At 62.7% G+C, this 21,676-nt stretch carries 20 protein-coding genes and 1 pseudogene; 8 read left to right on the top strand and 13 right to left on the bottom strand.

Annotated elements, in window-relative coordinates:
- Window positions 1-286: 286 nt before the first annotated feature.
- The 10 genes and pseudogenes from VF672_RS01670 to VF672_RS01625 form a co-directional block, all read right to left on the bottom strand.
- Window positions 287-505 (bottom strand): PLD nuclease N-terminal domain-containing protein, encoded by a 219-nt coding sequence (locus VF672_RS01670; RefSeq protein ID WP_331100730.1) that lies wholly within the window; start codon window positions 503-505, stop codon window positions 287-289.
- Between the two features lie 24 nt (window positions 506-529).
- Window positions 530-1,753 (bottom strand): zinc-dependent alcohol dehydrogenase, encoded by a 1,224-nt coding sequence (locus VF672_RS01665; RefSeq protein WP_331100728.1) that lies wholly within the window; start codon window positions 1,751-1,753, stop codon window positions 530-532.
- A gap of 192 nt (window positions 1,754-1,945) precedes the next feature.
- Entirely contained in the window at window positions 1,946-2,170 is a 225-nt protein-coding gene (locus tag VF672_RS01660) for a DUF2188 domain-containing protein (protein ID WP_331100725.1), read from the bottom strand.
- A 21-nt stretch (window positions 2,171-2,191) separates the two neighbouring features.
- Complete coding sequence (gene ligD / locus VF672_RS01655; RefSeq protein WP_331100723.1) at window positions 2,192-4,885, bottom strand: DNA ligase D; 2,694 nt, start codon at window positions 4,883-4,885, stop codon at window positions 2,192-2,194.
- Window positions 4,886-5,126: 241 nt separating this feature from the next.
- On the bottom strand, window positions 5,127-5,369 hold the full coding sequence (locus VF672_RS01650) for a hypothetical protein (RefSeq protein WP_331100721.1): 243 nt from the start codon (window positions 5,367-5,369) through the stop codon (window positions 5,127-5,129).
- A gap of 135 nt (window positions 5,370-5,504) precedes the next feature.
- Complete coding sequence (locus VF672_RS01645; RefSeq protein ID WP_331100736.1) at window positions 5,505-6,020, bottom strand: DUF4142 domain-containing protein; 516 nt, start codon at window positions 6,018-6,020, stop codon at window positions 5,505-5,507.
- Window positions 6,021-6,161: 141 nt separating this feature from the next.
- Window positions 6,162-6,479, bottom strand: a complete 318-nt coding sequence (locus VF672_RS01640) for a hypothetical protein (protein WP_331100719.1) — start codon at window positions 6,477-6,479, stop codon at window positions 6,162-6,164.
- Window positions 6,476-7,435 (bottom strand): class I SAM-dependent methyltransferase, encoded by a 960-nt coding sequence (locus VF672_RS01635; RefSeq protein WP_331100734.1) that lies wholly within the window; start codon window positions 7,433-7,435, stop codon window positions 6,476-6,478. The genes VF672_RS01640 and VF672_RS01635 overlap by 4 nt, the downstream gene beginning before the upstream one ends.
- Window positions 7,436-7,458: 23 nt before the next feature.
- Window positions 7,459-8,814 (bottom strand): iron-containing redox enzyme family protein, encoded by a 1,356-nt coding sequence (locus tag VF672_RS01630; protein WP_331100717.1) that lies wholly within the window; start codon window positions 8,812-8,814, stop codon window positions 7,459-7,461.
- Window positions 8,815-8,992: 178 nt separating this feature from the next.
- Window positions 8,993-9,202 (bottom strand): annotated as a pseudogene (locus tag VF672_RS01625) (MFS transporter); the annotation flags it as partial.
- A gap of 144 nt (window positions 9,203-9,346) precedes the next feature.
- Between VF672_RS01625 and VF672_RS01620 the strand changes: the two are divergent.
- The 7 genes from VF672_RS01620 to VF672_RS01590 all read left to right on the top strand — a co-directional run bounded on the left by VF672_RS01620 (window position 9,347) and on the right by VF672_RS01590 (window position 17,381).
- Window positions 9,347-11,275 carry a bifunctional sugar phosphate isomerase/epimerase/4-hydroxyphenylpyruvate dioxygenase family protein gene (locus tag VF672_RS01620; RefSeq protein ID WP_331100715.1) on the top strand — a complete coding sequence of 643 codons (1,929 nt, stop codon included), beginning with the start codon at window positions 9,347-9,349 and terminating at the stop codon, window positions 11,273-11,275.
- 88 nt (window positions 11,276-11,363) lie between these two features.
- The gene (locus tag VF672_RS01615; RefSeq protein ID WP_331100713.1) at window positions 11,364-12,035 is read left to right on the top strand and encodes a TetR/AcrR family transcriptional regulator; all 672 of its coding nucleotides are present in this window, start codon (window positions 11,364-11,366) and stop codon (window positions 12,033-12,035) included.
- A 41-nt stretch (window positions 12,036-12,076) separates the two neighbouring features.
- Window positions 12,077-13,471: a DHA2 family efflux MFS transporter permease subunit gene (locus VF672_RS01610; protein WP_331100711.1), complete on the top strand. Its 1,395-nt coding sequence runs from the start codon at window positions 12,077-12,079 to the stop codon at window positions 13,469-13,471.
- Window positions 13,472-13,585: 114 nt separating this feature from the next.
- Window positions 13,586-14,353, top strand: coding sequence for a 3-hydroxyacyl-CoA dehydrogenase (locus VF672_RS01605; RefSeq protein ID WP_331100708.1), 768 nt, complete (start codon window positions 13,586-13,588; stop codon window positions 14,351-14,353).
- Window positions 14,354-14,389: 36 nt separating this feature from the next.
- Window positions 14,390-15,580, top strand: a complete 1,191-nt coding sequence (locus VF672_RS01600) for an acetyl-CoA C-acyltransferase (protein WP_331100732.1) — start codon at window positions 14,390-14,392, stop codon at window positions 15,578-15,580.
- A gap of 84 nt (window positions 15,581-15,664) precedes the next feature.
- On the top strand, window positions 15,665-16,438 hold the full coding sequence (locus tag VF672_RS01595; RefSeq protein ID WP_331100706.1) for an enoyl-CoA hydratase: 774 nt from the start codon (window positions 15,665-15,667) through the stop codon (window positions 16,436-16,438).
- A 238-nt stretch (window positions 16,439-16,676) separates the two neighbouring features.
- On the top strand, window positions 16,677-17,381 hold the full coding sequence (locus tag VF672_RS01590) for a YebC/PmpR family DNA-binding transcriptional regulator (protein WP_331100704.1): 705 nt from the start codon (window positions 16,677-16,679) through the stop codon (window positions 17,379-17,381).
- A gap of 441 nt (window positions 17,382-17,822) precedes the next feature.
- Here VF672_RS01590 and VF672_RS01585 read toward each other — a convergent pair whose 3' ends face one another.
- Both VF672_RS01585 and VF672_RS01580 read right to left on the bottom strand, forming a co-directional pair.
- Window positions 17,823-19,106, bottom strand: coding sequence for a leucine-rich repeat-containing protein kinase family protein (locus VF672_RS01585; RefSeq protein ID WP_331100703.1), 1,284 nt, complete (start codon window positions 19,104-19,106; stop codon window positions 17,823-17,825).
- A gap of 90 nt (window positions 19,107-19,196) precedes the next feature.
- Window positions 19,197-19,745 carry a TetR/AcrR family transcriptional regulator gene (locus VF672_RS01580; protein WP_331100701.1) on the bottom strand — a complete coding sequence of 183 codons (549 nt, stop codon included), beginning with the start codon at window positions 19,743-19,745 and terminating at the stop codon, window positions 19,197-19,199.
- Window positions 19,746-19,850: 105 nt separating this feature from the next.
- Between VF672_RS01580 and VF672_RS01575 the strand changes: the two genes are divergently transcribed.
- Complete coding sequence (locus VF672_RS01575; RefSeq protein ID WP_331100699.1) at window positions 19,851-21,053, top strand: MFS transporter; 1,203 nt, start codon at window positions 19,851-19,853, stop codon at window positions 21,051-21,053.
- Window positions 21,054-21,177: 124 nt separating this feature from the next.
- Here the strand turns inward: VF672_RS01575 and tspO are convergent, their stop codons facing one another.
- Window positions 21,178-21,618, bottom strand: a complete 441-nt coding sequence (gene tspO, locus VF672_RS01570) for a tryptophan-rich sensory protein TspO (RefSeq protein ID WP_331100697.1) — start codon at window positions 21,616-21,618, stop codon at window positions 21,178-21,180.
- Between the last annotated feature and the right edge of the window lie 58 nt (window positions 21,619-21,676).

Genomic DNA, 21,676 nt, shown 5'->3' with positions numbered 1-21,676 from the left:
CATCATCCTTAACCGAAACGGGATATAGGCAGCATCCGATAACGGGCGCGCCTGCTCATTTCACGCTGCAGAGAACCTGCACGCTTATAAAGTTGAGCAACGCTGCGATGACGGAGTTCGCGGTTGAGGACGAACGGTAAGACGCTCTGTCAGATGCCCGCGGGCCGGGCCTTCAAGCCTATTCAAGTGACCGCTTGGGGGTTCAAATGAGGGGATGAGGAGAGAACATAACGGTGGGCGGTGCGCGGTTTCAAGCCGCGCACCGGGGCAGGGAGGGAGTCAGCCGTCAGCCTTTGCTGTGCTCGTCAGACGTCGGCGGGTTGGCGACGCCGCGCGGGCCTGCGATTCCCCAGATCACAAGGCCGACCACGGGGAATATCAGAATCAGCGCCGTCCAGCCGAGCTTGGCGCCGGACGATTTGGTGCTGCGCCAGACGCTGGCGATGGCCCATAGATCCACCAGCAGGATGATGACCGCCACGGCGGTCGAAAATAACGTTTCCATCTTCTGTACCTCGTTGCGGGGCGATCACATCGCGGGGACGCCGTTCACGACTTCAGGTTCAACCAGGGGGACATCCGGACGGCCCGGGGTCAGGATCACCTTGCGGCAGTCTTCCTGTTTCTTGTCGAAGATCTTGTAACCTTCGGCGGCCTGTTCGAGGGACATCCGGTGGCTGATGATCGCTTCAGGGGCCAGTCGACCGGCTTCGATGTGTTCGAGCAGTTCCGGCAGGAAGCGCTGCACGTGGGTCTGGCCCATCTTGAAGGTGAGGCCCTTGTCGAAGGCATCGCCAAACAGGAAGCCGTGAATGAAACCGGCGTAGACGCCCGGCACGCTGACCACGCCGCCGCGACGCACCGCAGCGATGCACTGACGCAGCGCCTTGCCGCTGCTGCCTTCCATCTTCAGGTTGGTCAGGATGGTCTCGGTGGTGCTGCCCTTGGCTTCGAAACCCACGGCATCGACCACACCGTCCACGCCACGCATGCCTTTGGTCTGGCGAATAATCGTGTCGGCCGGGTCATCGTCTTCGTCGAAGTTGATCGGGATAACGCCGTAGGTGGCCTGGGCGTAGGCCAGGCGGTAGGGGTGATGGTCGACCATGAAGATCTGCTCGGCGCCGAGCATTCTGGCCACCGCCGCGCTCATCAGCCCCACCGGGCCCGCGCCGTAAATGGCAATGCTGGACCCCTGGCCGATCCCGGTGTTGAGCACCGCCTGGTAACCGGTGGGCAGGATGTCCGTGAGAAACAGCACTTTCTCGTCCGACAGCGTGCCGGGGACCTTGAAAGGACCGGTGTTGGCCTTGGGCACGCGGACCAATTCAGCCTGACCGCCCGGGATGCCGCCATAAAGGTGGCTGAAGCCGAACAGGGCGGCGCCTGGCGGAATAGCCTTTTTGTTCATGATCGCGCCGCGACCAGTGTTGGTGGTCTCGCACGCCGCGTACAGGTCCAGGTTGCAGAAGAAGCACTCGCCGCAGGCAATCACGAACGGAATCACTACGCGATCGCCGCGCTGGACTTTGGTCACCGCCGAGCCGGTTTCTTCGACAATGCCCATGAACTCATGGCCAAAAATGTCGCCGTGTTCGACGGTCGGAATCTTGCCGCGGTAGAGGTGCAAGTCGGAGCCGCAAATGGCGGTGGCCGTGACGCGCAGGATGATGTCGTCGGGCTGTTCGAGGACCGGATCGGGGACGGTGTCCACTTTTACATCATGGGCGCCGTGGTAGGTGAGTGCTCTCATTGGAATGCTCCGCGATGGTAGGAATATTCAGCTGTCTGAATAGCGGAGCGGCAAGCGAAGCGTTTAGTTCAGGGCATTGGCGAGATACAGGACTAATGGTGTCCCGCTCACAAGCGCAAAAAACGTCGCGGCCCAAGCAGGCCCCACACCGTGGTCCGCCTGTGGCGGCAGGTGTGGGACCGCCCGAGCGGGTCAGCCCTTGGTTTTGGTCGGGTCTGCGCTGCGTGGGTAGGTGCGCTCTTCCTGAATCGTGCCGTCTTCCTTGTGGATTTTCAGCGACGCCGTTTTACCGTCCAGGAACTCAGCCGCCGAACCGATTATTTCAGCCTTGGTGGCGGCCGTTTTGGACGGGCGAGTTGCGCCTTCTTTGGTCAGTGCCCAGCCCTCATCGGCTTTAGTGATGTGGTAGTTATCCATCGTGTGTCTCCAGTGGTTGAATTATTTGAGGCCGACGCGCTTGCGCATCTCAGCCGTAATGGTTTGCCGGGTGGCGCCCAAGTCAGCCCAGGGGTCGCTGTCCAGCTCGGCCAGGCGCTTGTGAACCGTGTGGATGTCCCAGGCGTTGGCGCCTTTGATTTCCAGCAGCTCTTCGCGAAAGATCGGCACCGACACCGGCAAGCCTTCCCGGGTGCGCACCGAATACGCACAGATGGTGGTGGCGCCGAGGCCGTTTCGCAGGTAGTCGATGAAGATTCGCCCGACGCGGTTTTTCGGGCCCGACACCGCCGAGAAGCGCTCGGGCAGCAGCTTGGCGATGTGCTTGACGATGGCGTGGCTGAAATCCTTCACCGCGTCCCAGTCCGCTTTGGGCGTCAGCGGCACGACCACATGAATCCCCTTGCCGCCGCTGGTTTTCAGGAACGACTGCAGCCCCAGCTCATCCAGCACCGCGAGGGTCAGTTGCGTGGCCTCCACCATGCTTTTCCAGGGCAGGACCGGATCCGGGTCGAGATCAAGGATGAAGCGGTCAGGCCGCTCAAGGTTCTTGGCCACGGCGTTCCAGGTGTGCAGCTCCATGGCACTCATTTGCACCGCGCCGATCAGCGCTTCGAGGTTGCTGATCAGCATGACCGGATGGCCGGTGTATTCCTTGCCCATGGTCTCGATGCCAGGGATGGCAAGGCGCTCGGCGTTTTTCTGAAAGAACAGCTCACCGCCGATGCCCTCCGGCGCACGCACCAGCGCCACGGGCCGTTGGGCCAGCTGCGGCAGGAGCCAGTCGGCAATGCGGATGTAGTAATCGGCAAGGTCACGCTTGGTCGCGCCGCTGGTGGGATCAATCACCCGCTCGGGGTGCGTCAGGCGGATCTTGCCGGTGGTGCTCGCAGTGCTGGCGACGGGCTCGGGCGGGCGGTCTTGCGCGTCGGCCGCTTTGGAGGCTTTGGAAGCTTTGGTGCGCTTGCGTGCGGGCGCCGTCGTTGCCGCTTCATCAGGTGCTTGCTCCGGCTCTGATGCTTGAGGGTCAGACGGCGCCGGCGCCGGGCGCTCTTCGGTGATCGATTCAGCGGGTTTGTCGGTGCGCAGGCCATGGAACACCGCATGCCGGACCGATCCGTCCTTGGTGATCTCGGCGAACGCGACTTCCGCCAGCAGTGTCGGCTTTAACCAGTGCACGCCCTTGGCTTCGAAGCCGGTGGGCGGGTTGACCACGGCGGCCTTCTTCGCCTGCAAGGGCGTCAGTTGGTCGTAAATCGTGCCCAGCGTGGCTTCGTTGAAGCCGGTGCCCACCTTGCCGGCGTAGCGCAACTCGCCGCTGTCCGCATCGTGCAAACCCAGCAGCAACGCGCCGAACTTACTGCGCGCGCCCTTGGGGTCGGTGTATCCCACGACGACGAATTCCTGGCGGCGTTTGCACTTGAGCTTGATCCAGTCACCGCTGCGCCGCGAGACGTAAGGGCTGCCGGCACGCTTGCCGATCAAGCCTTCCATCTTCATCTGACAAGCACTGTTGAGCAGGACTTCGGGCACTTCGGCAAAGTCTTCGGAGAACCTGAGCACTTCGTCATCGGTGCGTTCCAGCACCTTGGCCAAAGCGGCGCGGCGTTGTTCCACCGGGACCTCGCGCAGGTCCATGCCGTTCAGGAAGGGCATGTCGAACAGGTAATAAATGATGTTGCCGCTGCGGTTTGCTTCGAAGGCATTCTGCAGGGCCTGGAAATCCGGCACGCCGTCGTCGTCGGCGACGACCATCTCTCCGTCCAGCCAGGCCGATTCAAGCCCGAGCCCGGCGATCGCTTCGGCCTGGCGCGGCAGTTTGTGCGTCCAGTCATGACCGTTGCGGGTGAACAGCTGCACTTGGCCGTCAGCAACCCGCGCCATTACGCGGTAGCCGTCGAATTTGATCTCGTAGCGCCAGTCGCCTTCGGGGGCGGACTCGACCAGCGTGGCCAGCTCAGGCTTGAGGAGGTCCGGCAGGTCGGCCGGCTCGGCGCCGACCAGCGTGTCTTTAGCGGCCCTTTTGCGCGGGGCCGGGACTTCTTCGACAGGCTTGGGCGCGGCAGACGCTTGCTCTGCGGCGCGGGAGGAGGCCGCTGTGGCGCCCCGTTTTTTTGGCACCAGGGTGCGCTCGCTGAGGACGCTGTCGGGCTGCGCGGTGACGATGTCGTAGTCCGTTTCCGGGCGGGCGAATTCGTCCTGATGCTTGATCAGGAACCACTGCTCCTGCTTGCCGGGAATGTGCGTCTTGACCAGGTTCCACACGCCGCCGAGCTTCTCGCCCTGCAGCTCAAATTTCAGTTTGCCTTTGGCATAGGCTTCGGCGGGGTCGGAGAGCGGGGTCCACACGCCGCGATCCCAGACAATCACATCGCCTGCACCGTAATGCCCCTCGGGAATGTGCCCCTCAAAGGTCGCGTATTCGACGGGATGGTCTTCGACGTGCACCGCCAGACGCTTGGCTTTCGGGTCCAGCGACGGCCCCTTGGGCACGGCCCAGCTCTTGAGCGTGCCATCGATTTCGAGGCGGAAGTCGTAGTGCAGCCGGGTGGCGTCATGCTTCTGGATGCAGAACTGCAACGCATGGGGCTGTGCGGTTTTCTTCGCTGGCGCGCGTTTTTTCTTCGTAGTACCTGACGGCTCTGGCGTGGCGTCGAAATCGCGCTTGCGGTTGTACTCGTCCAGTCCGGCGCTCATGAAAAATCCCTCGCTCTGCGGGCTGTGTCTGTATAAACGAAGAGTTCGCGTGACGGGAGGAGTTCCGGTGTCGATGCAATCGGCCGCAACCTCTCCAGATGCACGCTATGTATCGGTGTCTGACTGCAGGTTCCCGGCGGGAACCGGTTCCGCAGGTTGGAACGCAGTACATGTGGGACCGGCTTTAGCCGGGAGGCGTCAGCAGCATCAACACAGAATAACCACCCGATCCATGGACAGTTCAAACGGCTCCACGCTGGTCGGTTGCTTCCGCCAGCATCGCCAGGGTCTGCTCCATGTCGACAATAGAGGCTTCCAACGTGGCGAAGCACTGGGTCAGGCTCTGTTTGTCGTCCACCGTCTGGTGCCCGGTCAACTCGGTCACTTCCGCTAGTTCGAGCCGAAACAGGTCATTCACGCTGCCGCGAAGTGCATGTAACTGATTCAGGACAACGGCCATCTGATTGCGGGTTGCATTGCTCATGTTCGACGACTCCGCCCTGATGCCCGGCCGCCCACGTGGCGAGCCTGACACTCAACGTGCATAAAAAAGGCAGGGTGGTTACACCCTGCCTGTCAACCAAACGCTCCGATCAGCCCGTGACAGGCCTCATCCGGATTATTTAGCTGCATCGCCACCGTGCGCTTTGGCCAATTCTTTGGCATGAGTCAGGTGGGCTTCCAGCTTGGGCAGGGTTTCTGTGGCGAACGCCTTCAGCTCGGCGTCTTTGCCTTCAGCCGCTTCTTTCTTGAACAGCGCGATGGTTTGTTCATGGGCGACAACCTGGTTGTTCGCATACGCCTGATCGAAGGACTTCGAGCTGCGCAGCTCAAGAATCATCGACTTGGCTTTGTCCATCAGCATGGCGTTGTCAGAGACTTCAAGTTTCTTGGCGTCAGCGATGCCTTTCAACTTGGTGTTTGCAGCGGTGTGATCCTTGACCATCATTTCCGCGAACGTTTTCACATCGGCGGAAGTGCCTTTTTCAAGTGCCAGCTTGCCGGCTTCGATTTCGGCCACACCTTTAGCGGAGGCATCTTCTACAAAGTCGTCATTGTCTTGCGCCGCGAAGGCGCCCTGGCTGCCGATGGCCATCAACAATGCGAGTGCGGAAGTCTGAATGAGATTTGCCATAGTAACGTTCCTCTTCTGTCCTTGACGGGGCTTGAGTGCCCGCTTCATTTCCGACGCAATCAACGCATTAATGGTTCATTGAATTTCAACACTTTCCGCGCTGAGGTCATTCGCTGGATGAACAACGAGCCGGTGCGGCACTCACGCTTGCAATGTTTCAAACCATTCGCGGTAAGGCGTGTTGAAAGCTTTGAAACGGTTGAAGTCCGGTGCGCCGTCCGACCACCAGACTGGACCGCGTTCGCCCAGTGCGATCTTCGCGGCATTGACCGACGCGCGCGCCGCTTTCAGGGCGGCGGGGTCGTCGGTACGCTTGGCTGATTTTACTGCCTGCCGTGCCGCCATCAGCGCATTGACCCACTGCTGACGCTCCTCTGCGGTGAGGGCAGGGTTGCTGCAGCGCCACAGCTGCCCCTTCACCACGAAATAGCGACCGTCGGGGGTAGTCGGATAGTTCACTGCATCCGCGTCACCGTGAGCACCACCGCCGCAATGCGGTCAGCTTCACGGTACGTCTCGGTTTCCAGTTCTTCACCGAACACGTCCGGGTCCATTTCACGGTACGCCCAGGCGAGGTCGGCACGATCGATCAGTTTCCGGGCTTGCTCCAGGAACAGGTCAACCCCTTCGACCGAGGGTGCGCCGGTGTACAACAACACGCTGCCGCCCGGTGCCAGCCGTTCGATCGCTTGCGCGAGGATGCGCACGGACAATTCTGAACCCAGCTGTTCGCCGCCGTGCCGGTAAGCGCGCGCCTGGCTGTCCTTCATGTAGGGCGGGTTGGCGACGATCAAGTCGAACTCACCCGTGGTGCCCGACAGTATGTCGCTGTGGTAAGCGACCACGTTGTCGGCCTTGGCCAGCGACGCATTGACGGCGGTAAAGCGAAGCGCCGCAGGGTTGATGTCCACTGCCAGCACGTTCGCATCCCGCCGCGCACGGCCGATGAGAATAGCGCCCACGCCGCTGCCGCAGCCAATGTCGACGGCGGTGCGAATCGGGTGTGTCGAGGTGCGCAGGTGCTCTTCAATAGCTTGAGCAAAACGGTAGGTGTCAGGCCCGAAAAACACCGAATCATGAGCGACGGTGGGGAAGCCGGAATGGACGAACAGCAGGTCGTCCAGGCTTGACCACCGCACTTCGCTGATCCACATCCCGGCATGGGCGCGGATGACGCCGCTGGCCAGCAACGCTTCAAGCTCTGGCTCGTCAATCAGCCCTGTTTCAAACGGGCGGGTCCAGCCGAATACGTCGCGCAGGGTACGGGCCTTGCGGTTCTCTTCGCGCGCGTTGACCCGCTGGTGGCTCAGCGGCGTAACCGTCACAAAACGATAGCCGGCAGTCTGCAGGCGCTGGCCCAGTTGCAGCAGCGTCAGGTCGTGGGTTTCGTCTGTGGTATCCGGCGTGTCTAGCATCGGCTCAAGTAAGGTCTGCTGGTTCATCGGCTCAGGCCTCCCTGCGCCAGTTGGCGAGCATAGAGCCGGGTGGCAGCCAGGCCTTCAGGGGTCGGGTGCGAATCGGGTGCAATCAGTTCGACCAGTTTGTCGAACGGCAGGGAAGGCGGGTTGTGCGACTGCGCTGCATCGGCTGTTGCCACGTGGCGGCGGCGAAAACGCGTGCGGAACGGACTGCTCTGCCCGGACGCCTGCCACTCACCGGCGATCCAGTCCTTGAGCAGTTGCATTTCGTAGCCGCTGAACACACCGAACATCACAGCCCCCGGGCCGTCGATCAACTGCCAGAAGCGGCTGTCCTGCGGGTCCTGGTTGCGCTTGATCCAGCCGCGATCTTCCAGCGCCTGCAACAACTGACGGCTCTGACCTGGTGTGGCGAGCCAATCATTGATGGTGCGGCCTTCGAGGCGGCAGTAATCGGAGTGCATGTGCTGGCCGAAGGTGCTCTTGGTCTCCAGCATCGAGACCACTTCCTCCTCCAGATCGAACCCCCGGACAATGTCCGTCGAGCCAAGGCCCAGATCGTTGAGCAGGTAACCGTTGCGCAGGCGCTGAAGAAATTCGCCCTTGCTGTCGTCATTCGGCAACAGATCCAGCACCGCTTGCACCGCCTTGTGGGCGTGCCCCGAACTGGCGTTGTCGATGGTTACATGCAGGGTGAAGTAGTACGGGTCGATGCCCAGCTCGCTCAGCTCAAAAGCGGTGATCAGCAGGTGCAGCGGCAATTGTTCGTAACCGAGGTTGTAGCCCAGTACTTCCGGCAGAAACTCGTCACTCAAATGGCCAAGCCCCAACTGAATGGCGCCTTGCAGATACAGCGCGTCGTCCAGCGGCGCGATGGGCGCGCAGTCGTGCTCGCTGAGCAGATTGCGGTACAGCACCACGTGGTTGAGCGCGGGTTCGCCGTCGCCCAATTCCTCGAGATAGGTGCGGATAAGGCCGTGATAGCGCCAGTCGTCGGCGTGCTTCACCGTGCCGTACAACCAGGCGCCGTCGACCAGCTTGCTCGGCGCGACGTTTTGCAGGAAGAACAAGGCGTGAGCCTTGTTTGCGAAAAACTTCCGCGGACCGCCGGCGCGGCGCTCTTCCAGGTACACGCGGTAACGCTCGGCTACCGAGTGGCTATTGCTCGCCACCCACTCGGACAGATCGGCCAGGTCAGCAGGCAAATTCGACGGCAGCGTTTTCGCGGACTCCAGTTGCGCCTGGAGAAAGTCACGTACGTTGTCCCGCTCGGCGTCCACCTGTCCGCGCAACAGACGGGAGTACAGCGAGTACAAGGCGCCGGATGAGACGTGCGCGGTGGCAGAACGCTCGGAAAGTAGCTGTAAAGAGGTCATGGATAGCCTGCTGACTTTTCTTGATATGTAGGTCAGAGGCGAGCAGTTCCTGAAAATTCCATCGAGTTGCCCGGCAGTCGATGACCGTCACCCTAAGCCGATGAAAGCGCCACGTTTTTGACTCAAATGAACAGGCGATGCCGACGGATCGTACAGCTGAGTAGATGGCGCGCCGACTTCATACCTCTCGCGGGGCCATGAAGAACATCCATGCCAGCGCAAGGAAGTACATCGCCGGGATAAGGGTGAACAGCACGCCGTAGTTGTTGTGGGTCGCGGTCAGGACGGCACCGACGATCTGTGTCATGAACATTCCGCCGATCGCGGCGCACATCCCGCCGAAGCCGAACACCGTGCTGATCATGTGCCGGGGCGTGTAGTCCATCAAGGCGGCAATCAAGCATAAAACTAACCGGACGGTTCATTTCATTTGATGTCTTGGCCACCGGCGAGAATAATCCATGAATACCCGGCAGGTTCACGCGTCCTCGTCCCGCCGGGTCGCCATGGATTATTCAGGAGTTCCCCCCGCATGCAGCGCTCGATCGCCACCGTTTCCTTGAGCGGCACCCTGCCTGAAAAGCTGCAAGCCATTGCAGCCGTAGGGTTCGATGGGGTGGAAATTTTCGAAAACGACCTACTCAACCACAACGGCAGCCCGCGCCAGGTGCGGCAGCTGTGCGCAGACCTGGGCATCGCCATCACCCTGTTTCAGCCTTTCAGCGACTTCGAAGGCTGTCGTCGCGAGCATCTGCAGCGCAACCTCGACCGCGCCGAGCGTAAATTCGACCTGATGCAGGAACTCGGCACCGACCTGATGCTGGTGTGCAGCAATACCGCCATCGATTCGCTGGGCGAGCCAAACATACTGCGCAGTGACCTTGAGTCGCTCGCCGAGCGGGCTGGGGCGCGTCAGCTGCGCGTGGGTTATGAAGGCCTGGCATGGGGACGCCACGTGAACACTTGGCAGCAGGTCTGGGATGTGGTCCGGCAGGTCGACCATCCGGCCCTCGGCGTGCTGCTCGACAGTTTCCACACGCTGGCGCTCAAGGGCGACCCGAGCGCGATTGCGCAGATTCCCGGCGACAAGATCTTCTACGTGCAGATGGCCGACGCGCCGCTGCTGAACATGGACGTGCTGGAGTGGAGCCGGCATTTTCGATGTTTTCCGGGGCAGGGCGAGTTCGATTGCCCCGGCTTTCTCGCGGCGATCCTGCGCAGCGGCTACAACGGCCCGCTGTCGCTGGAGATTTTCAACGACGTGTTTCGCGCCGCGCCCACCCGGGCCAACGCCGCCGACGGCCTGCGTTCGTTGCTTTACCTGGAAGAGCAAACCCGCGCGCTGTTGGAGCAGGAGTCTCAGCCCGTTGCGCCGTCATTGTTGTTTGATCCGCCGGCGCCCAGCGCCTGCAACGCCTTTGCGTTTCTCGAGTTCGCCGTGGATGACGCTCAAGGCGCCCGGCTGGGCAGCTGGCTGCATGGCCTGGGCTTCGGCACCCAGGCTCAGCACCGGAGCAAAGCCGTGACCGTGCTGGGGCAGGGCGATATCAGGATTGTGTTGAACGCCGAGCGCTTCTCCTTGGCTCAGATGCCTATCGCTGCCCCTGCTCTCGCTCACGCTGTCCTCAAAGCCCACGGCCCGTCGCTGTGCGCCATGGCGCTGCGAGTGGACGACAGCGCGGCCGCGCTGGAGCGGGCGCGTCAGTTCAACGCCCAAACCGGTGGCAGTCCGCTCGATCCTGATCAACGAGCGTGCCCGGCAGTGCGCGCGCCGGACGGCAGTCTGATTTATCTGGTCGAGGCCGCCGCCCCTGAGCAATCGATCTGGAGCAGCGAGTTCACCCTGAGCACGCAAACTCCTCGACAAAGCGGTTTGCAGCGCATCGATCACGTTGCCATGGCGTTGTCTGCCGACACCCTCGACAGCCAGGTGCTGTACTACAAGAGCGTGCTGGATTTCAAGGCCGATGCCGACGTGCTCCTGCCCGACCCTCACGGTCTGGTGAAGAGCCGCGCGGTGCGCAGCCATTGCGGCACCGTGCGCCTATCGCTGAACGCGTCGGCTCACGGCAACACGGCAATCTCCCACGCGTTGTCGAGCTACGGCGGCTCAGGCGTTCATCACGTCGCCTTTGTGTGCAGCGACATCTTCATGCAGGTGGCCCGCGCCAAAGCGGCGGGCGTGCAGTGGCTGGCCATTCCGCTGAATTACTACGACGACCTGGCGGCGCGCTTCGGTTTCGACGAGGCATTCCTCAGCGAACTGGCGCACCACAATGTGCTGTATGACCGTGACGCCCAGGGTGGCGAGCTGTTTCACGCCTGCACCCAGACGTTCGAGGAGCGTTTCTTTGTTGAGATCCTTCAGCGCAGGAATGGCTACGCCGGTTATGGCGAGCCGAACGCTGCCGTGCGCCTGACGGCGATGGCCAGGGCCCGCAGCGGTTCGGCACGATGCTGATGGCTCGCAGCGCGTTGACACATGCCGCTTCCGTAACGCACGGGTGCAGCCCATAATCGCGCGATTCCACCGTGGTCGTGAGCCCCGCATGAAAACTGTTGACGACAGCCTCGCCGACGCGCCGGTAGAGGCGCCTCGCAAGACCCGCAAGCATAATCCGGAAAAAACCCGCGACGACATCCTTCAGGCCGCCGTCGCCGAGTTCGTCGCCCAAGGACTTTCCGGCGCCCGCGTCGACGCCATCGCCGAGCGCACCCAGACCTCCAAGCGCATGCTCTATTACTACTTCAACAGCAAGGAGCAGCTGTACATCCAAGTGCTGGAGAAACTTTACGGCGACATCCGCACCACCGAGAGCAGCCTCGACCTGGACGTGCTCGCGCCCGAAGAGGCCATCGGGCGGCTGGTTGAGTTCACCTTCGATCACCACGATCGCAATGTCGATTTCGTGCGCATCGTCTGCATCGAAAACATCCACAACGGTGCCAACGTCAAACAGTCGCCGACCATTCGCGCGCTCAGTCAGCACGTGCTGCAGGCGTTGGGCGATACCTTGCAGCGGGGCGAGCGGGACGGGGTGTTTCGTGCCGGGGTGCAAGCGGTTGACCTGCACATGCTGATCAGTTCGTTCTGTTTCTACCGTGTGTCGAACCGCCATACCTTTTCCGAAATCTTCCAGGTCGACCTCGAAGACGAAGCGGTCAAGGCGCGGCAAAAAGCGATGATCCGTGAGGCGGTCATGCGTTACCTGCTGCCGTGACCGGCTGAGTTTCCTATCCCGCCTGCCTGAGGACCCGGACGATGTCGCAACGCCAATCCACGCTGATTGCCCTGCTGGTGGCGGTCACCTTTTTCATGGAAAACCTCGACGCCACGGTGATCGCCACGGCGATGCCGGAGATGGCCCGGACCTTTGGTGTCGCTGCGGTGGACCTCAACATCGGCATGAGCGCCTACATGCTGGCGATCGCCGCGTTCATTCCCCTCAGCGGCTGGCTGGCGGACCGCCTCGGTTCGCGGCAAGTCTTCGGCGGCGCCATCGTGCTGTTCACCGTGGCCTCGATGCTGTGCGGCATCAGCGACAGCCTGGAAACCTTTGTGGCGGCGCGCGTCCTGCAGGGCATGAGCGGCGCAATGATGGTCCCGGTCGGACGGCTCGCGGTCATGCGCGCCACCGAGAAGAAGGACCTGGTGCGCGCGATCGCGCTAATCACCTGGCCCGGCCTGGTGGCGCCCGTGCTCGGTCCGCCCCTGGGCGGGTTCATCGTCACCCACGCCTCGTGGCCATGGATTTTCTACCTCAATCTGCCGCTGGGCGTGCTGGCCCTGATCGCCACGCTGATCCTGATTCCCCGCCACAATGAAGTCAGCACCCGGCCGTTTGACCTGAAGGGCTTCGTGCTGCTGGGCATCGCCTGCACGGCGCTGTTGTACGGGATGGAACGGCTGGGGCAGGGCCACGGCAGTCAATGGGCCGGGCTGCTGGTGACGTCGCTCGGCGTGGTCTGCGGCGCACTGGCCTGGCGACACATGCGCCGGCACCCGCAGCCGCTGATGAACGTCGCGGTCGTGCACATCCGCACCTTCAGCGTCAGCCTGCTGGGTGGGTCCGTGTTTCGGATCGCCATCAGCACCTTGCCGTTCCTGCTGCCGCTCATGTTCCAGCTGGGCTTCGGCCTGTCCGCGTTCGACGCCGGGCTGTTGGTGCTGGGAGTGTTTGCCGGCAATCTGGCAATGAAACCCTTTACCGGCGCGATCATGCAACGCTGGGGCTTCCGTCGGGTGCTGCTGGTCAATGGCGGCATCGGCGTGGCGGCAATTGCTGCCTGCGCGGCGCTGAACCAGGACATGGCCGTGCCGTTGATTCTGTTGATTTTGTTCATCGGCGGGCTGTCCCGCTCCATGCAGTTCACCGCCTTCAATACGCTGGGCTTCGCCGATGTGCCCAAGCCACAAATGAGCGACGCCTCGACGATGTTCAGCATGTGCTTCCAGCTGAGCATGGGCCTGGGCGTCGCGGTGGCGGCATTGCTGCTGCGCGGCGCGATGTACGTGCATGGCAACGACGGCCACGCCGTGACGGCGGACTTCCAGCTGACCTTTATCGGCGTCGCGATCATCGCCGCCCTGGCCTTGCTGGACAACCGCCGGGTCTCGGCGCAGGCCGGCGCCGCGCTGCTGCAACCGAGGAGCTGACGCGTCACTGGCAAAAACCACCAGGCCTTCTGCGCGCTTTGACTATTGCCCATCGGCGCGGCAGAGCAGAGTATTTCGTCACTCCAACAATAAAAGTGTAAGGACGACACAATCATGCAGATCCAAGGCAAGGTATTTCTGGTCAGTGGCGGCGCGTCCGGACTGGGCGCGGCCAGCGCACAGATGCTCATTGACGCCGGGGCCAGCGTGATGCTGGTGGACGTCAACGCCGAGGCGCTCGCCGCGCAGGTGGAAAAACTGGGCGGCAATGCCCGCGCCAGCGTCAGCGACATCACCCAGGAGAGCGCCGTTCAGGCAGCCGTGGACGCGGCGCTCGACGCCTTTGGCCAGATCAACGGCGTGATCAACTGCGCCGGCATCGTCGGCGCGGAGAAGATCCTCGGCAAAGACGGTCCCCACGGCCTCGACAGCTTTAGCCGGGTCATCAACGTCAACCTCATCGGCAGCTTTAATCTGCTGCGCCTTGGCGCTGTAGCCATCGCCGAAAGCACCGCCGATGCCGGCGGCGAGCGCGGGGTCATCATCAACACCGCGTCGGTTGCGGCCTACGACGGCCAGATCGGCCAGGCGGCTTACGCCGCCTCCAAAGGCGCCATCGCCAGCCTGACGCTGCCCGCCGCGCGTGAACTGGCGCGTTACGGCATCCGCGTCATGACGATCGCCCCGGGCATCTTCGAAACGCCAATGATGGCCGGCATGACCCCACAAGTGCGCGAGAGCCTGTCCGCCGGTGTGCCGTTTCCGCCACGGCTAGGCAAGCCCGAGGAATACGCCGCGCTGGTGCGCCACATCATCGAAAACAGCATGCTCAACGGCGAGGTCATCCGGCTCGACGGTGCCTTGCGCATGGCCGCTCGCTAATCGAGGAAACCGATCATGTCTTTGAATCCACGCAAGATGATAAACGACGACCCCGTGGTAATTGTGAGCGCCGCGCGCACGCCCATGGGGGCCTTTCAGGGCGACCTCAAAAGCCTCACCGCGCCGCAACTGGGCGCTGCGGCCATCCGTGCCGCTGTCGAGCGCGCGGGCATTGATCCCGCCCAGGTCGATGAAGTGTTGTTCGGCTGCGTACTGCCAGCGGGTCTGGGTCAGGCCCCGGCGCGTCAGGCCGCGCTGGGCGCCGGGCTCAGCGACGCCACGACGTGCACCACGCTAAACAAGATGTGCGGGTCGGGCATGCAGGCGGCCATCCTCGGCCACGACATGCTGCTCGCAGGCAGCGCTGAGGTGGTGATCGCCGGCGGCATGGAGAGCATGTCCAACGCGCCGTATCTGCTGGAAAAAGCCCGCAGCGGTTATCGCATGGGCCACGGTCAGATCATTGATCACATGTTTCTCGATGGCCTCGAAGATGCGTACGACCGCGGCCAATTGATGGGCACGTTTGCGGAAACATGCGCCGGGCTCGAAAACTTCAGCCGGGAAGCCCAAGACGGTTTCGCGGTGGCCTCGCTGACTCGGGCGCAAGAGGCCATGAACCGCGGCTGGTTCGACGCCGAAATCGTCCCGGTGGAGGTCACGGTCGGCAAGGAGCGCAAGACCATTCGCCAGGACGAACAGCCGCCCAAGGCGCGCCTGGACAAAATCCCGCTGCTGAAGCCGGCGTTCCGTGAGGGCGGCACCGTCACGGCCGCCAACTCAAGCTCGATCTCCGACGGCGCTGCGGCCCTGACCCTGATGCGTCAATCCGAAGCGCAGCGACGTGGGCTCAAGCCACTGGCGGTGATCCACGGCCACGCCGCCTATGCCAACGAGCCAGGCCTGTTTCCCACCGCGCCGGTGGGCGCGATTGACAAGTTGATGGGCAAGACAGGCTGGTCACTGGATGAAGTCGATCTGTTCGAAATCAACGAGGCGTTCGCCGTGGTGGCGCTGGTCACCATGAGTCGCCTGGAACTGCCCAATCACAAGGTCAACGTCCACGGCGGCGCTTGCGCGCTCGGGCATCCCATCGGCGCATCGGGCGCCCGAATCATTGTCACGCTGCTGTCGGCCCTGAAGCAGCGAGGCCTGCGCCGCGGGGTGGCCGCCATATGCATCGGTGGCGGTGAAGCAACGGCGATTGCAGTCGAGCTTATCCTTTAAATTCAACAGCTTGTCATCGATACCTAAACCTGAATAGGTCTCGTGATTCAGCGGCGCTTAAATAGATAAAAAGGTTGAAAAACAATGAGCTACACAACAATCCTTCAAGAGGTTCGAGGTCGCGTTGCATTGCTGACCCTCAACCGTCCCGACGCGCTGAACGCCTTGAACGCGCAACTCATCAGTGAACTCAATCACGCCCTCGACGCGCTGGAACGCGACCACGGCATTGGCTGCATCGTCCTGACCGGCTCGGCAAAAGCCTTCGCCGCCGGCGCCGATATCAAGGAAATGGCCGAGCTCAGGTACCCGCAGATCTATCTGGACGACCTGTTCAGCGACAGCGATCGAGTGGCCAACCGTCGCAAGCCGATCATCGCCGCCGTTTCCGGGTTTGCGCTGGGCGGTGGCTGCGAACTGGCGCTGATGTGCGACTTCATTCTGGCGGCTGACAACGCGCGCTTCGGGCAGCCCGAAATCAAACTGGGCGTCCTGCCGGGCATGGGCGGCACCCAGCGCCTGACTCATGCGGTCGGCAAGGCAAAAGCCATGGAGATGTGCCTGACCGGGCGCATGATCGATGCCGTTGAAGCGGAGCGGGCCGGCATGGTCGCGCGCATCGTGCCCCAGGAGCAGCTGCTCGATGAAGCGCTCAAGGTCGCGGCGGGCATTGCGGCGAAGTCACTGCCGGCGGCCATGATGGTGAAGGAAAGCGTCAACCGGGCGTTTGAAGTCAGCCTGGCCGAGGGCATCCGTTTCGAGCGCCGGGTGTTCCATGCAGCCTTCGCCAGCGAGGATCAGAAGGAGGGCATGGCGGCGTTCATCGAAAAACGCGAGCCGTCGTTCAAGCACCGTTGAGTGCGGCGGGCGCGAATGCCTCGGTGCGTTCGCCGCCGTCTGCCTGCGATGTTGGCAGGCAGACGGCGCGTGACAGGGGTGTCTTCTGGCGCCAGCGTGTATAAAATGCGCCGGTCGCCGCAGCGGTGCTCCGGCGTGTCATTATCGATCACCTTTTTTTAGCGTTTATCGTCATCGGCCCGGCTTGCATGGCGCGACGGGTCGCGCGATTTATCGCCATCGGAACAAGAGAGCAATCATGGGCGCACAGTGGAAGGTCAAACACAAAGAAGCGGCAGCCAACGCCAAGGGGCGTATTTTTGGCAAGCTGTCCAAGGAAATCATGATTGCCGCGCGCTCCGGCGCTGACCCCGACATGAACGCGCGCCTGCGTCTGGTGGTCGAGCAGGCGAAAAAAGCCTCGATGCCCCGCGAAACCCTCGAACGCGCCATCAAGAAAGGCGCCGGGTTGCTCGGCGAGCACGTCCACTTCGAAAAACTGACCTACGAAGGCTTTGCGCCGCACAAAGTGCCGGTGATCGTCGAGTGCCTGACCGACAACATCAACCGCACCGTGTCCGAAATCCGCGTGCTGTTCCGTAAGGGCCAGTTGGGCGCAGAAGGTTCGATCACTTGGGACTTCGACCATTTGGGCATGATCGACGCCGTGGCGTCGTCGCCCGATGCAGACGCCGAGGAAGCCGCCATCGAAGCCGGCGCTCAAGACGTTGAGCAAGGTGAAGAGGGCGTGGCGACGTTCTACACCGACACCACCGACCTGGACGCCGTGTGCAAGGCGCTGCCCGAATTTGGCTTCACCGTGGAGTCGGCCAAGATTGGCTACCGCCCGAAAAACCCGGTCGAGGGCCTGAGCGACGAGCAGATGGCTGAAGTCGAAGCCTTCCTCGAAGCGATCGACAGCCACGATGACGTGCAGAACGTATACGTGGGCTTGGCAGGCTAAGCTACATCCCGGTCCCACAGAGACGCCGCGGTCACGCGGTCACTTAGTAGGACCGGCTTCAGCCGGGAAAGCGTCGGCGCGCTCGCTGCAAAATCGAAGGTGTCTGCACTGGCCTATTCCCGGCTAAAGCCGGTCCCACAGGCACACCGCATTCACTAAGTGGGACCGGCTTCAGCCGGGAAAGCAGCAGCAGCCACGCTGCAAAATCGAAGGTGCCTGCACTGGCCTATTCCCGGCTAAAGCCGGTCCCAATGAAACACCGCGGTCAGCTAGTGGGACTGGCTTCAGCCGGGAAAGCATCAGCAGCCACGCTGCAAAATCGAAGGTGCCTGCGCTGGCCTATTCCCGGCTAAAGCCGGTCCCACAGAGACACCGCGGTCACTTAGTGGGACCGGCTTGGCCGGGAAGGCATCAAGGAGCACACCGCGAAAACGCCGTGGTTCACAGCAGGCCCGCAATCTCCGCAAAACCGGGCCGCTGTTGCGCGTCCGCCTGCACGCAACGCGCTCCCAGTTCCCGCAGGCCCTCAGCCTGGGCCTCGCCCACGCCGCAGCAATCCAGCAACTCCCCCAGTAATATCCCAAATGCGCGCACTTCAATGCGCTCCAGCCGCTGCCCGGTGTCCTGATCCGGATAAAAAGCCGCCGCACCGAAATCCCCCAGAAGGCTGTCGCCCTGCTCGTTCCAGAGGATGTTGTGGGCGTAGAGGTCGCCATGGTTGATGCCGTGGGCGTGTAAATGGCCGCACGCCGCTGCAATCCCGGCGGCCATTCGCTTCACGGTCGACAGGCTGAGTTCTGTGCCGGCGTACGTGTCGCGGGTGCAGGATTCCAGGGTCGGCGGGCGTGCAAGGGTGACGAACGAAGGAGCAATCAGCGCCATGACCAACCCGCGGGCGGCGTGCGGATGGTCCTGTATCTCCCCGAGGACCGGAATCAGATGCGGGTGGCACCCGGCGGCGATGCAGGCCTGCATCTCGTTCAACGGCGAGCCGTCGCTGGTCACATCGCCTTTGTACAGCTTCACCGCGACCTCCAGCGCCGAGGCCTCGTCATCCGCCTGCCACCGGGCCTGTTGAATCACCCCGGAAGCGCCTTCGCCCAAGACCTGCTGCAGCGCCAACTGCGGCCACGGAATCTGCCGGATCGGTGCTTCGGTGTGGATGTCGTTCAGCGGGTTGCCAGCAAATGCCAGCCAGGCCAGCGCCGGCATCTCCAGCAACCAGTGCGGCAGCACATGGAAGTCGTTGACCGCGATACGCAGCAATTCCAGGCGCTGACAGCGGGCCAGTGATTCGGGCAACTGCCGCAGCCGGTTACCGGCGAGCATCAGCTTCTGCAGCTGTGCGCACTCGCCGATGGCGTCAGGCAGCGTTTCGATGCGGTTATCGGTGAGTACCAGCGAGCGCAGCGCCGCAGGCAAAGCGTTGCCCGGAACCTCCACGATTTCGCAGGCCTTGAAGCCAATGAAGAACAACTGCTCGCACTGGCCCAGGCATTCCGGCAGGCGGGTGAACGGGTTATTGGAGCAGAACAGGATTTTCAGACGCTTGAGACGGTGCAGATCGGCGGGCAGCTCGGTCAGCCGGTTGCCGCTGAGGTCCAGCACTTCCAGCGAGTCGGCGAGGCTGAAGATTTCCTCCGGGAATTCGCTGAGGTCGGCGTTGAGGTTGAGCCGCGTGATGCCTGCCAGTTTGCCGGCACGCAGGTCTGCAAGGGTGTGCATGGGGAGAAGGGCGCCTGTGATCAATGAGCGGGCATGATACCGACTCGCCATGGCGGGTGCTCGTTTGGTCGCGAGCACGCGGGCCACGGATCAGCTCAGGCAGCGGTCCAGCAATTGGTGCATGCGCTCAAGGGACGGTGCGGACTCGGCGTAAAGAATGCGGTAGACCATCGGCGCGACAACGGCATCGACCAGTTCGTCCGCCGAAGGGCTGGTTTCGCCGCGTTCGCGGGCCCGGTCAATGATGATCTGCAACTGGTCGCGGACCATGTTCAGGCACTTGCCGGAGCACAGAGTGGCGCTGCTGGCGACCACGTCACGCATCATTTCGCGGCCCGGCGCGGAGTTGGTTTCTTCAAGGTAGACCTCGACCCAGGTGCGCAGGTCATCACGCAGGTTGCCGCAGTCCACGGGTTCGTCCGGGCGAAGACGTTCGACGGCGGCGTCGGCCAGCAGCGACGTGAGGTCACCCCAGCGGCGGTAAATGGTCGATGGCGTGACACCGGCACGCGCCGCAATCATGGGCACGCTGAGGGCTGAACGCTCCTGCTCCTGAAGCAGGTCGCGAACCGCTGCGTGAATCGATGTCTGCACCCGGGCACTGCGGCCGCCGGTGCGAATGCCTTCTTTGATAGCCATGGTGCGGACCCTAACACAAAGTATTTGCTTTAAGCAGACGCTGCTTGCACACTCATAACGCTAAATAATAGCTTTTGTGATGTGCTTTTTCGGGAGAGTGTACGCGTGTCTGATCCTTTGCAGAACCCGCAAGTCGATGGTCGGGCGCGGGGCCATCTTGGATTCCTCGCGTTTGTGCTGCTGTGTTTCTTCGCGGCCTCCAGCGCACCCACGCCGCTTTACCACCTCTATCAGCAGGCGTGGGGCTTCTCATCGGCGCTGTTGACCGTGATTTTTGCCGTCTACGCCCTGAGCCTGTTGGCCACACTGCTGGTGTTCGGTTCGCTGTCGGACTATCTGGGTCGTCGCCCGGTGATCTTTATCGGGCTGCTGCTGGAGAGTGTCTCGATGCTGCTGTTCATCGCGGCCACCGACGTCAGCTGGCTGATCGCCGCGCGGGTCTTGCAAGGCGTGGCGACAGGCATTGCCACCAGCGCCTTGGGCGCAGCGATGCTCGACAGCGATGCGCAGCAGGGTCCGCTGCTCAACAGCATCACGCCCATGTTCGGCATGGCGCTGGGCGCGTTGGGCACCGGTGCGCTGGTGGCCTACGCGCCGCTGCCCATGGCCCTCGCTTACAGCGTGCTCCTCGCGGCGTTCGTGGGACAGGCGGTTTACCTGCTGCGGGTGGCTGAGACGGTGACGCCGCAACCGGGCGTCCTGAAGACCCTCAGGCCGAAGCTCGCCGTACCCGCGCAGGCCAGGGGGACGTTGCTGCTGGTGCTGCCGGCGGACATCGCGGCCTGGGCGCTGGGCGGGTTTTTCCTGTCGTTGTCGCCCTCGCTCCTGGCAGCCGCCACCGGCTCGACCTCGGTGCTCAACGGTGGCTTTGCCGTGGCCGCGCTGACCCTCAGCGGCGCGCTGTCAATCCATCAACTGCGGCTGCGCGCGCCTCGTCTGGCGTTACGGGTGGGCTGCAGCTTCCTGGCGATCGGGGTGTCGGTAATCCTGGCGGCGGTCAATCTGGGCTGGTTGTGGCTGTTCTTCACCGGCGCCGTGGTGGCCGGGGTCGGTTTCGGCGCGAGCTTTCTCGGCGCCTTGCGCCTGTTGCTGCCGTTGGCCCACGCCCACGAGCGGGGCGCATTGATGGCGGCCTTTCTGGCCTTGAGTTATCTGGCGTTCTGTATTCCGGCGCTGATTGCCGGTGTGTCGATCAAAACCGCGGGACTGGTGGCCACCACCAATGTCTACGGCGGTGTTGTGGTCCTGTTGGCGGTTTCAGCGCTGGCCGGGTTGTGGGTTCAACAAGGTCAGGCCAAGGCTGCCTGAATTGGAGGATGCCGCCATTCGTTGGCGGTGTGACGGCCGACGCCTTGCCGGCTGAAGCCGGTCCCACACTTCATGCGCGTTCAGTCTGTGGGACCGGCCTCAGCCGGGAAAGGCGGGCAATGGCTTAGCGGTTATGACGCAGGATCGAGAGATTCAGCGCCGACGCCACGGTCAGCCAGACCAGATAGGGGAAGAGGATCAGCCCGGTGATGACGTCCAGCTGGATCGCCAGCAGCACCATGGCGGCAACGACCAGCCACAGCACGGCAATGATGATCATGCCCGCCATGATGCGATTGGCGCCGAAGAACACCGGCGTCCACAACGTGTTCAAGGCAATTTGCGCGGCCCATAACGCCAGCACGGTCTCACTGCCGGGGATCAGCGTCAGCCGGTAACCGGCCCAGGCCAGCAGCAGGTAAATCGCCGTCCAGGCCACCGGAAACAGCCAGTTGGGCGGGGTGAAACGCGGCTTCTGCAGTGACGCGTACCAGCTGCCCGGTTTGAAGATGATCCCGGTGCTGGCCGCCGCGCAGCAGGCGATGAGGAAGATGTAAAAAGTCATGTGGGGTCCTTTGCTGAAACCATTTCAGGTGCCGGCCAAGCGGCCGTCTCGGCATTGG

Source organism: Pseudomonas sp. (assembly GCF_036387035.1).
GTDB lineage: Bacteria > Pseudomonadota > Gammaproteobacteria > Pseudomonadales > Pseudomonadaceae > Aquipseudomonas.
Note: the sequence above shows the minus strand (reverse complement) of the source record. Positions and strands in the feature narration are given on the sequence as shown.

Excerpts from the sequence above, each read along its gene's own strand:
- VF672_RS01605 (WP_331100708.1), top strand. The coding sequence starts at position 13,586 with ATGCAGATCCAAGGCAAGGTATTTCTGGTCAGTGGCGGCGCGTCCGGA.
- VF672_RS01620 (WP_331100715.1), top strand. The coding sequence starts at position 9,347 with ATGCAGCGCTCGATCGCCACCGTTTCCTTGAGCGGCACCCTGCCTGAA.
- VF672_RS01595 (WP_331100706.1), top strand. The coding sequence starts at position 15,665 with ATGAGCTACACAACAATCCTTCAAGAGGTTCGAGGTCGCGTTGCATTG.
- VF672_RS01600 (WP_331100732.1), top strand. The coding sequence starts at position 14,390 with ATGATAAACGACGACCCCGTGGTAATTGTGAGCGCCGCGCGCACGCCC.
- VF672_RS01580 (WP_331100701.1), bottom strand. The coding sequence starts at position 19,745 with ATGGCTATCAAAGAAGGCATTCGCACCGGCGGCCGCAGTGCCCGGGTG.
- VF672_RS01645 (WP_331100736.1), bottom strand. The coding sequence starts at position 6,020 with ATGGCAAATCTCATTCAGACTTCCGCACTCGCATTGTTGATGGCCATC.
- VF672_RS01630 (WP_331100717.1), bottom strand. The coding sequence starts at position 8,814 with ATGACCTCTTTACAGCTACTTTCCGAGCGTTCTGCCACCGCGCACGTC.
- VF672_RS01650 (WP_331100721.1), bottom strand. The coding sequence starts at position 5,369 with ATGAGCAATGCAACCCGCAATCAGATGGCCGTTGTCCTGAATCAGTTA.
- ligD (WP_331100723.1), bottom strand. The coding sequence starts at position 4,885 with ATGAGCGCCGGACTGGACGAGTACAACCGCAAGCGCGATTTCGACGCC.
- tspO (WP_331100697.1), bottom strand. The coding sequence starts at position 21,618 with ATGACTTTTTACATCTTCCTCATCGCCTGCTGCGCGGCGGCCAGCACC.
- VF672_RS01590 (WP_331100704.1), top strand. The coding sequence starts at position 16,677 with ATGGGCGCACAGTGGAAGGTCAAACACAAAGAAGCGGCAGCCAACGCC.
- VF672_RS01665 (WP_331100728.1), bottom strand. The coding sequence starts at position 1,753 with ATGAGAGCACTCACCTACCACGGCGCCCATGATGTAAAAGTGGACACC.
- VF672_RS01660 (WP_331100725.1), bottom strand. The coding sequence starts at position 2,170 with ATGGATAACTACCACATCACTAAAGCCGATGAGGGCTGGGCACTGACC.
- VF672_RS01635 (WP_331100734.1), bottom strand. The coding sequence starts at position 7,435 with ATGCTAGACACGCCGGATACCACAGACGAAACCCACGACCTGACGCTG.
- VF672_RS01585 (WP_331100703.1), bottom strand. The coding sequence starts at position 19,106 with ATGCACACCCTTGCAGACCTGCGTGCCGGCAAACTGGCAGGCATCACG.
- VF672_RS01610 (WP_331100711.1), top strand. The coding sequence starts at position 12,077 with ATGTCGCAACGCCAATCCACGCTGATTGCCCTGCTGGTGGCGGTCACC.
- VF672_RS01670 (WP_331100730.1), bottom strand. The coding sequence starts at position 505 with ATGGAAACGTTATTTTCGACCGCCGTGGCGGTCATCATCCTGCTGGTG.
- VF672_RS01615 (WP_331100713.1), top strand. The coding sequence starts at position 11,364 with ATGAAAACTGTTGACGACAGCCTCGCCGACGCGCCGGTAGAGGCGCCT.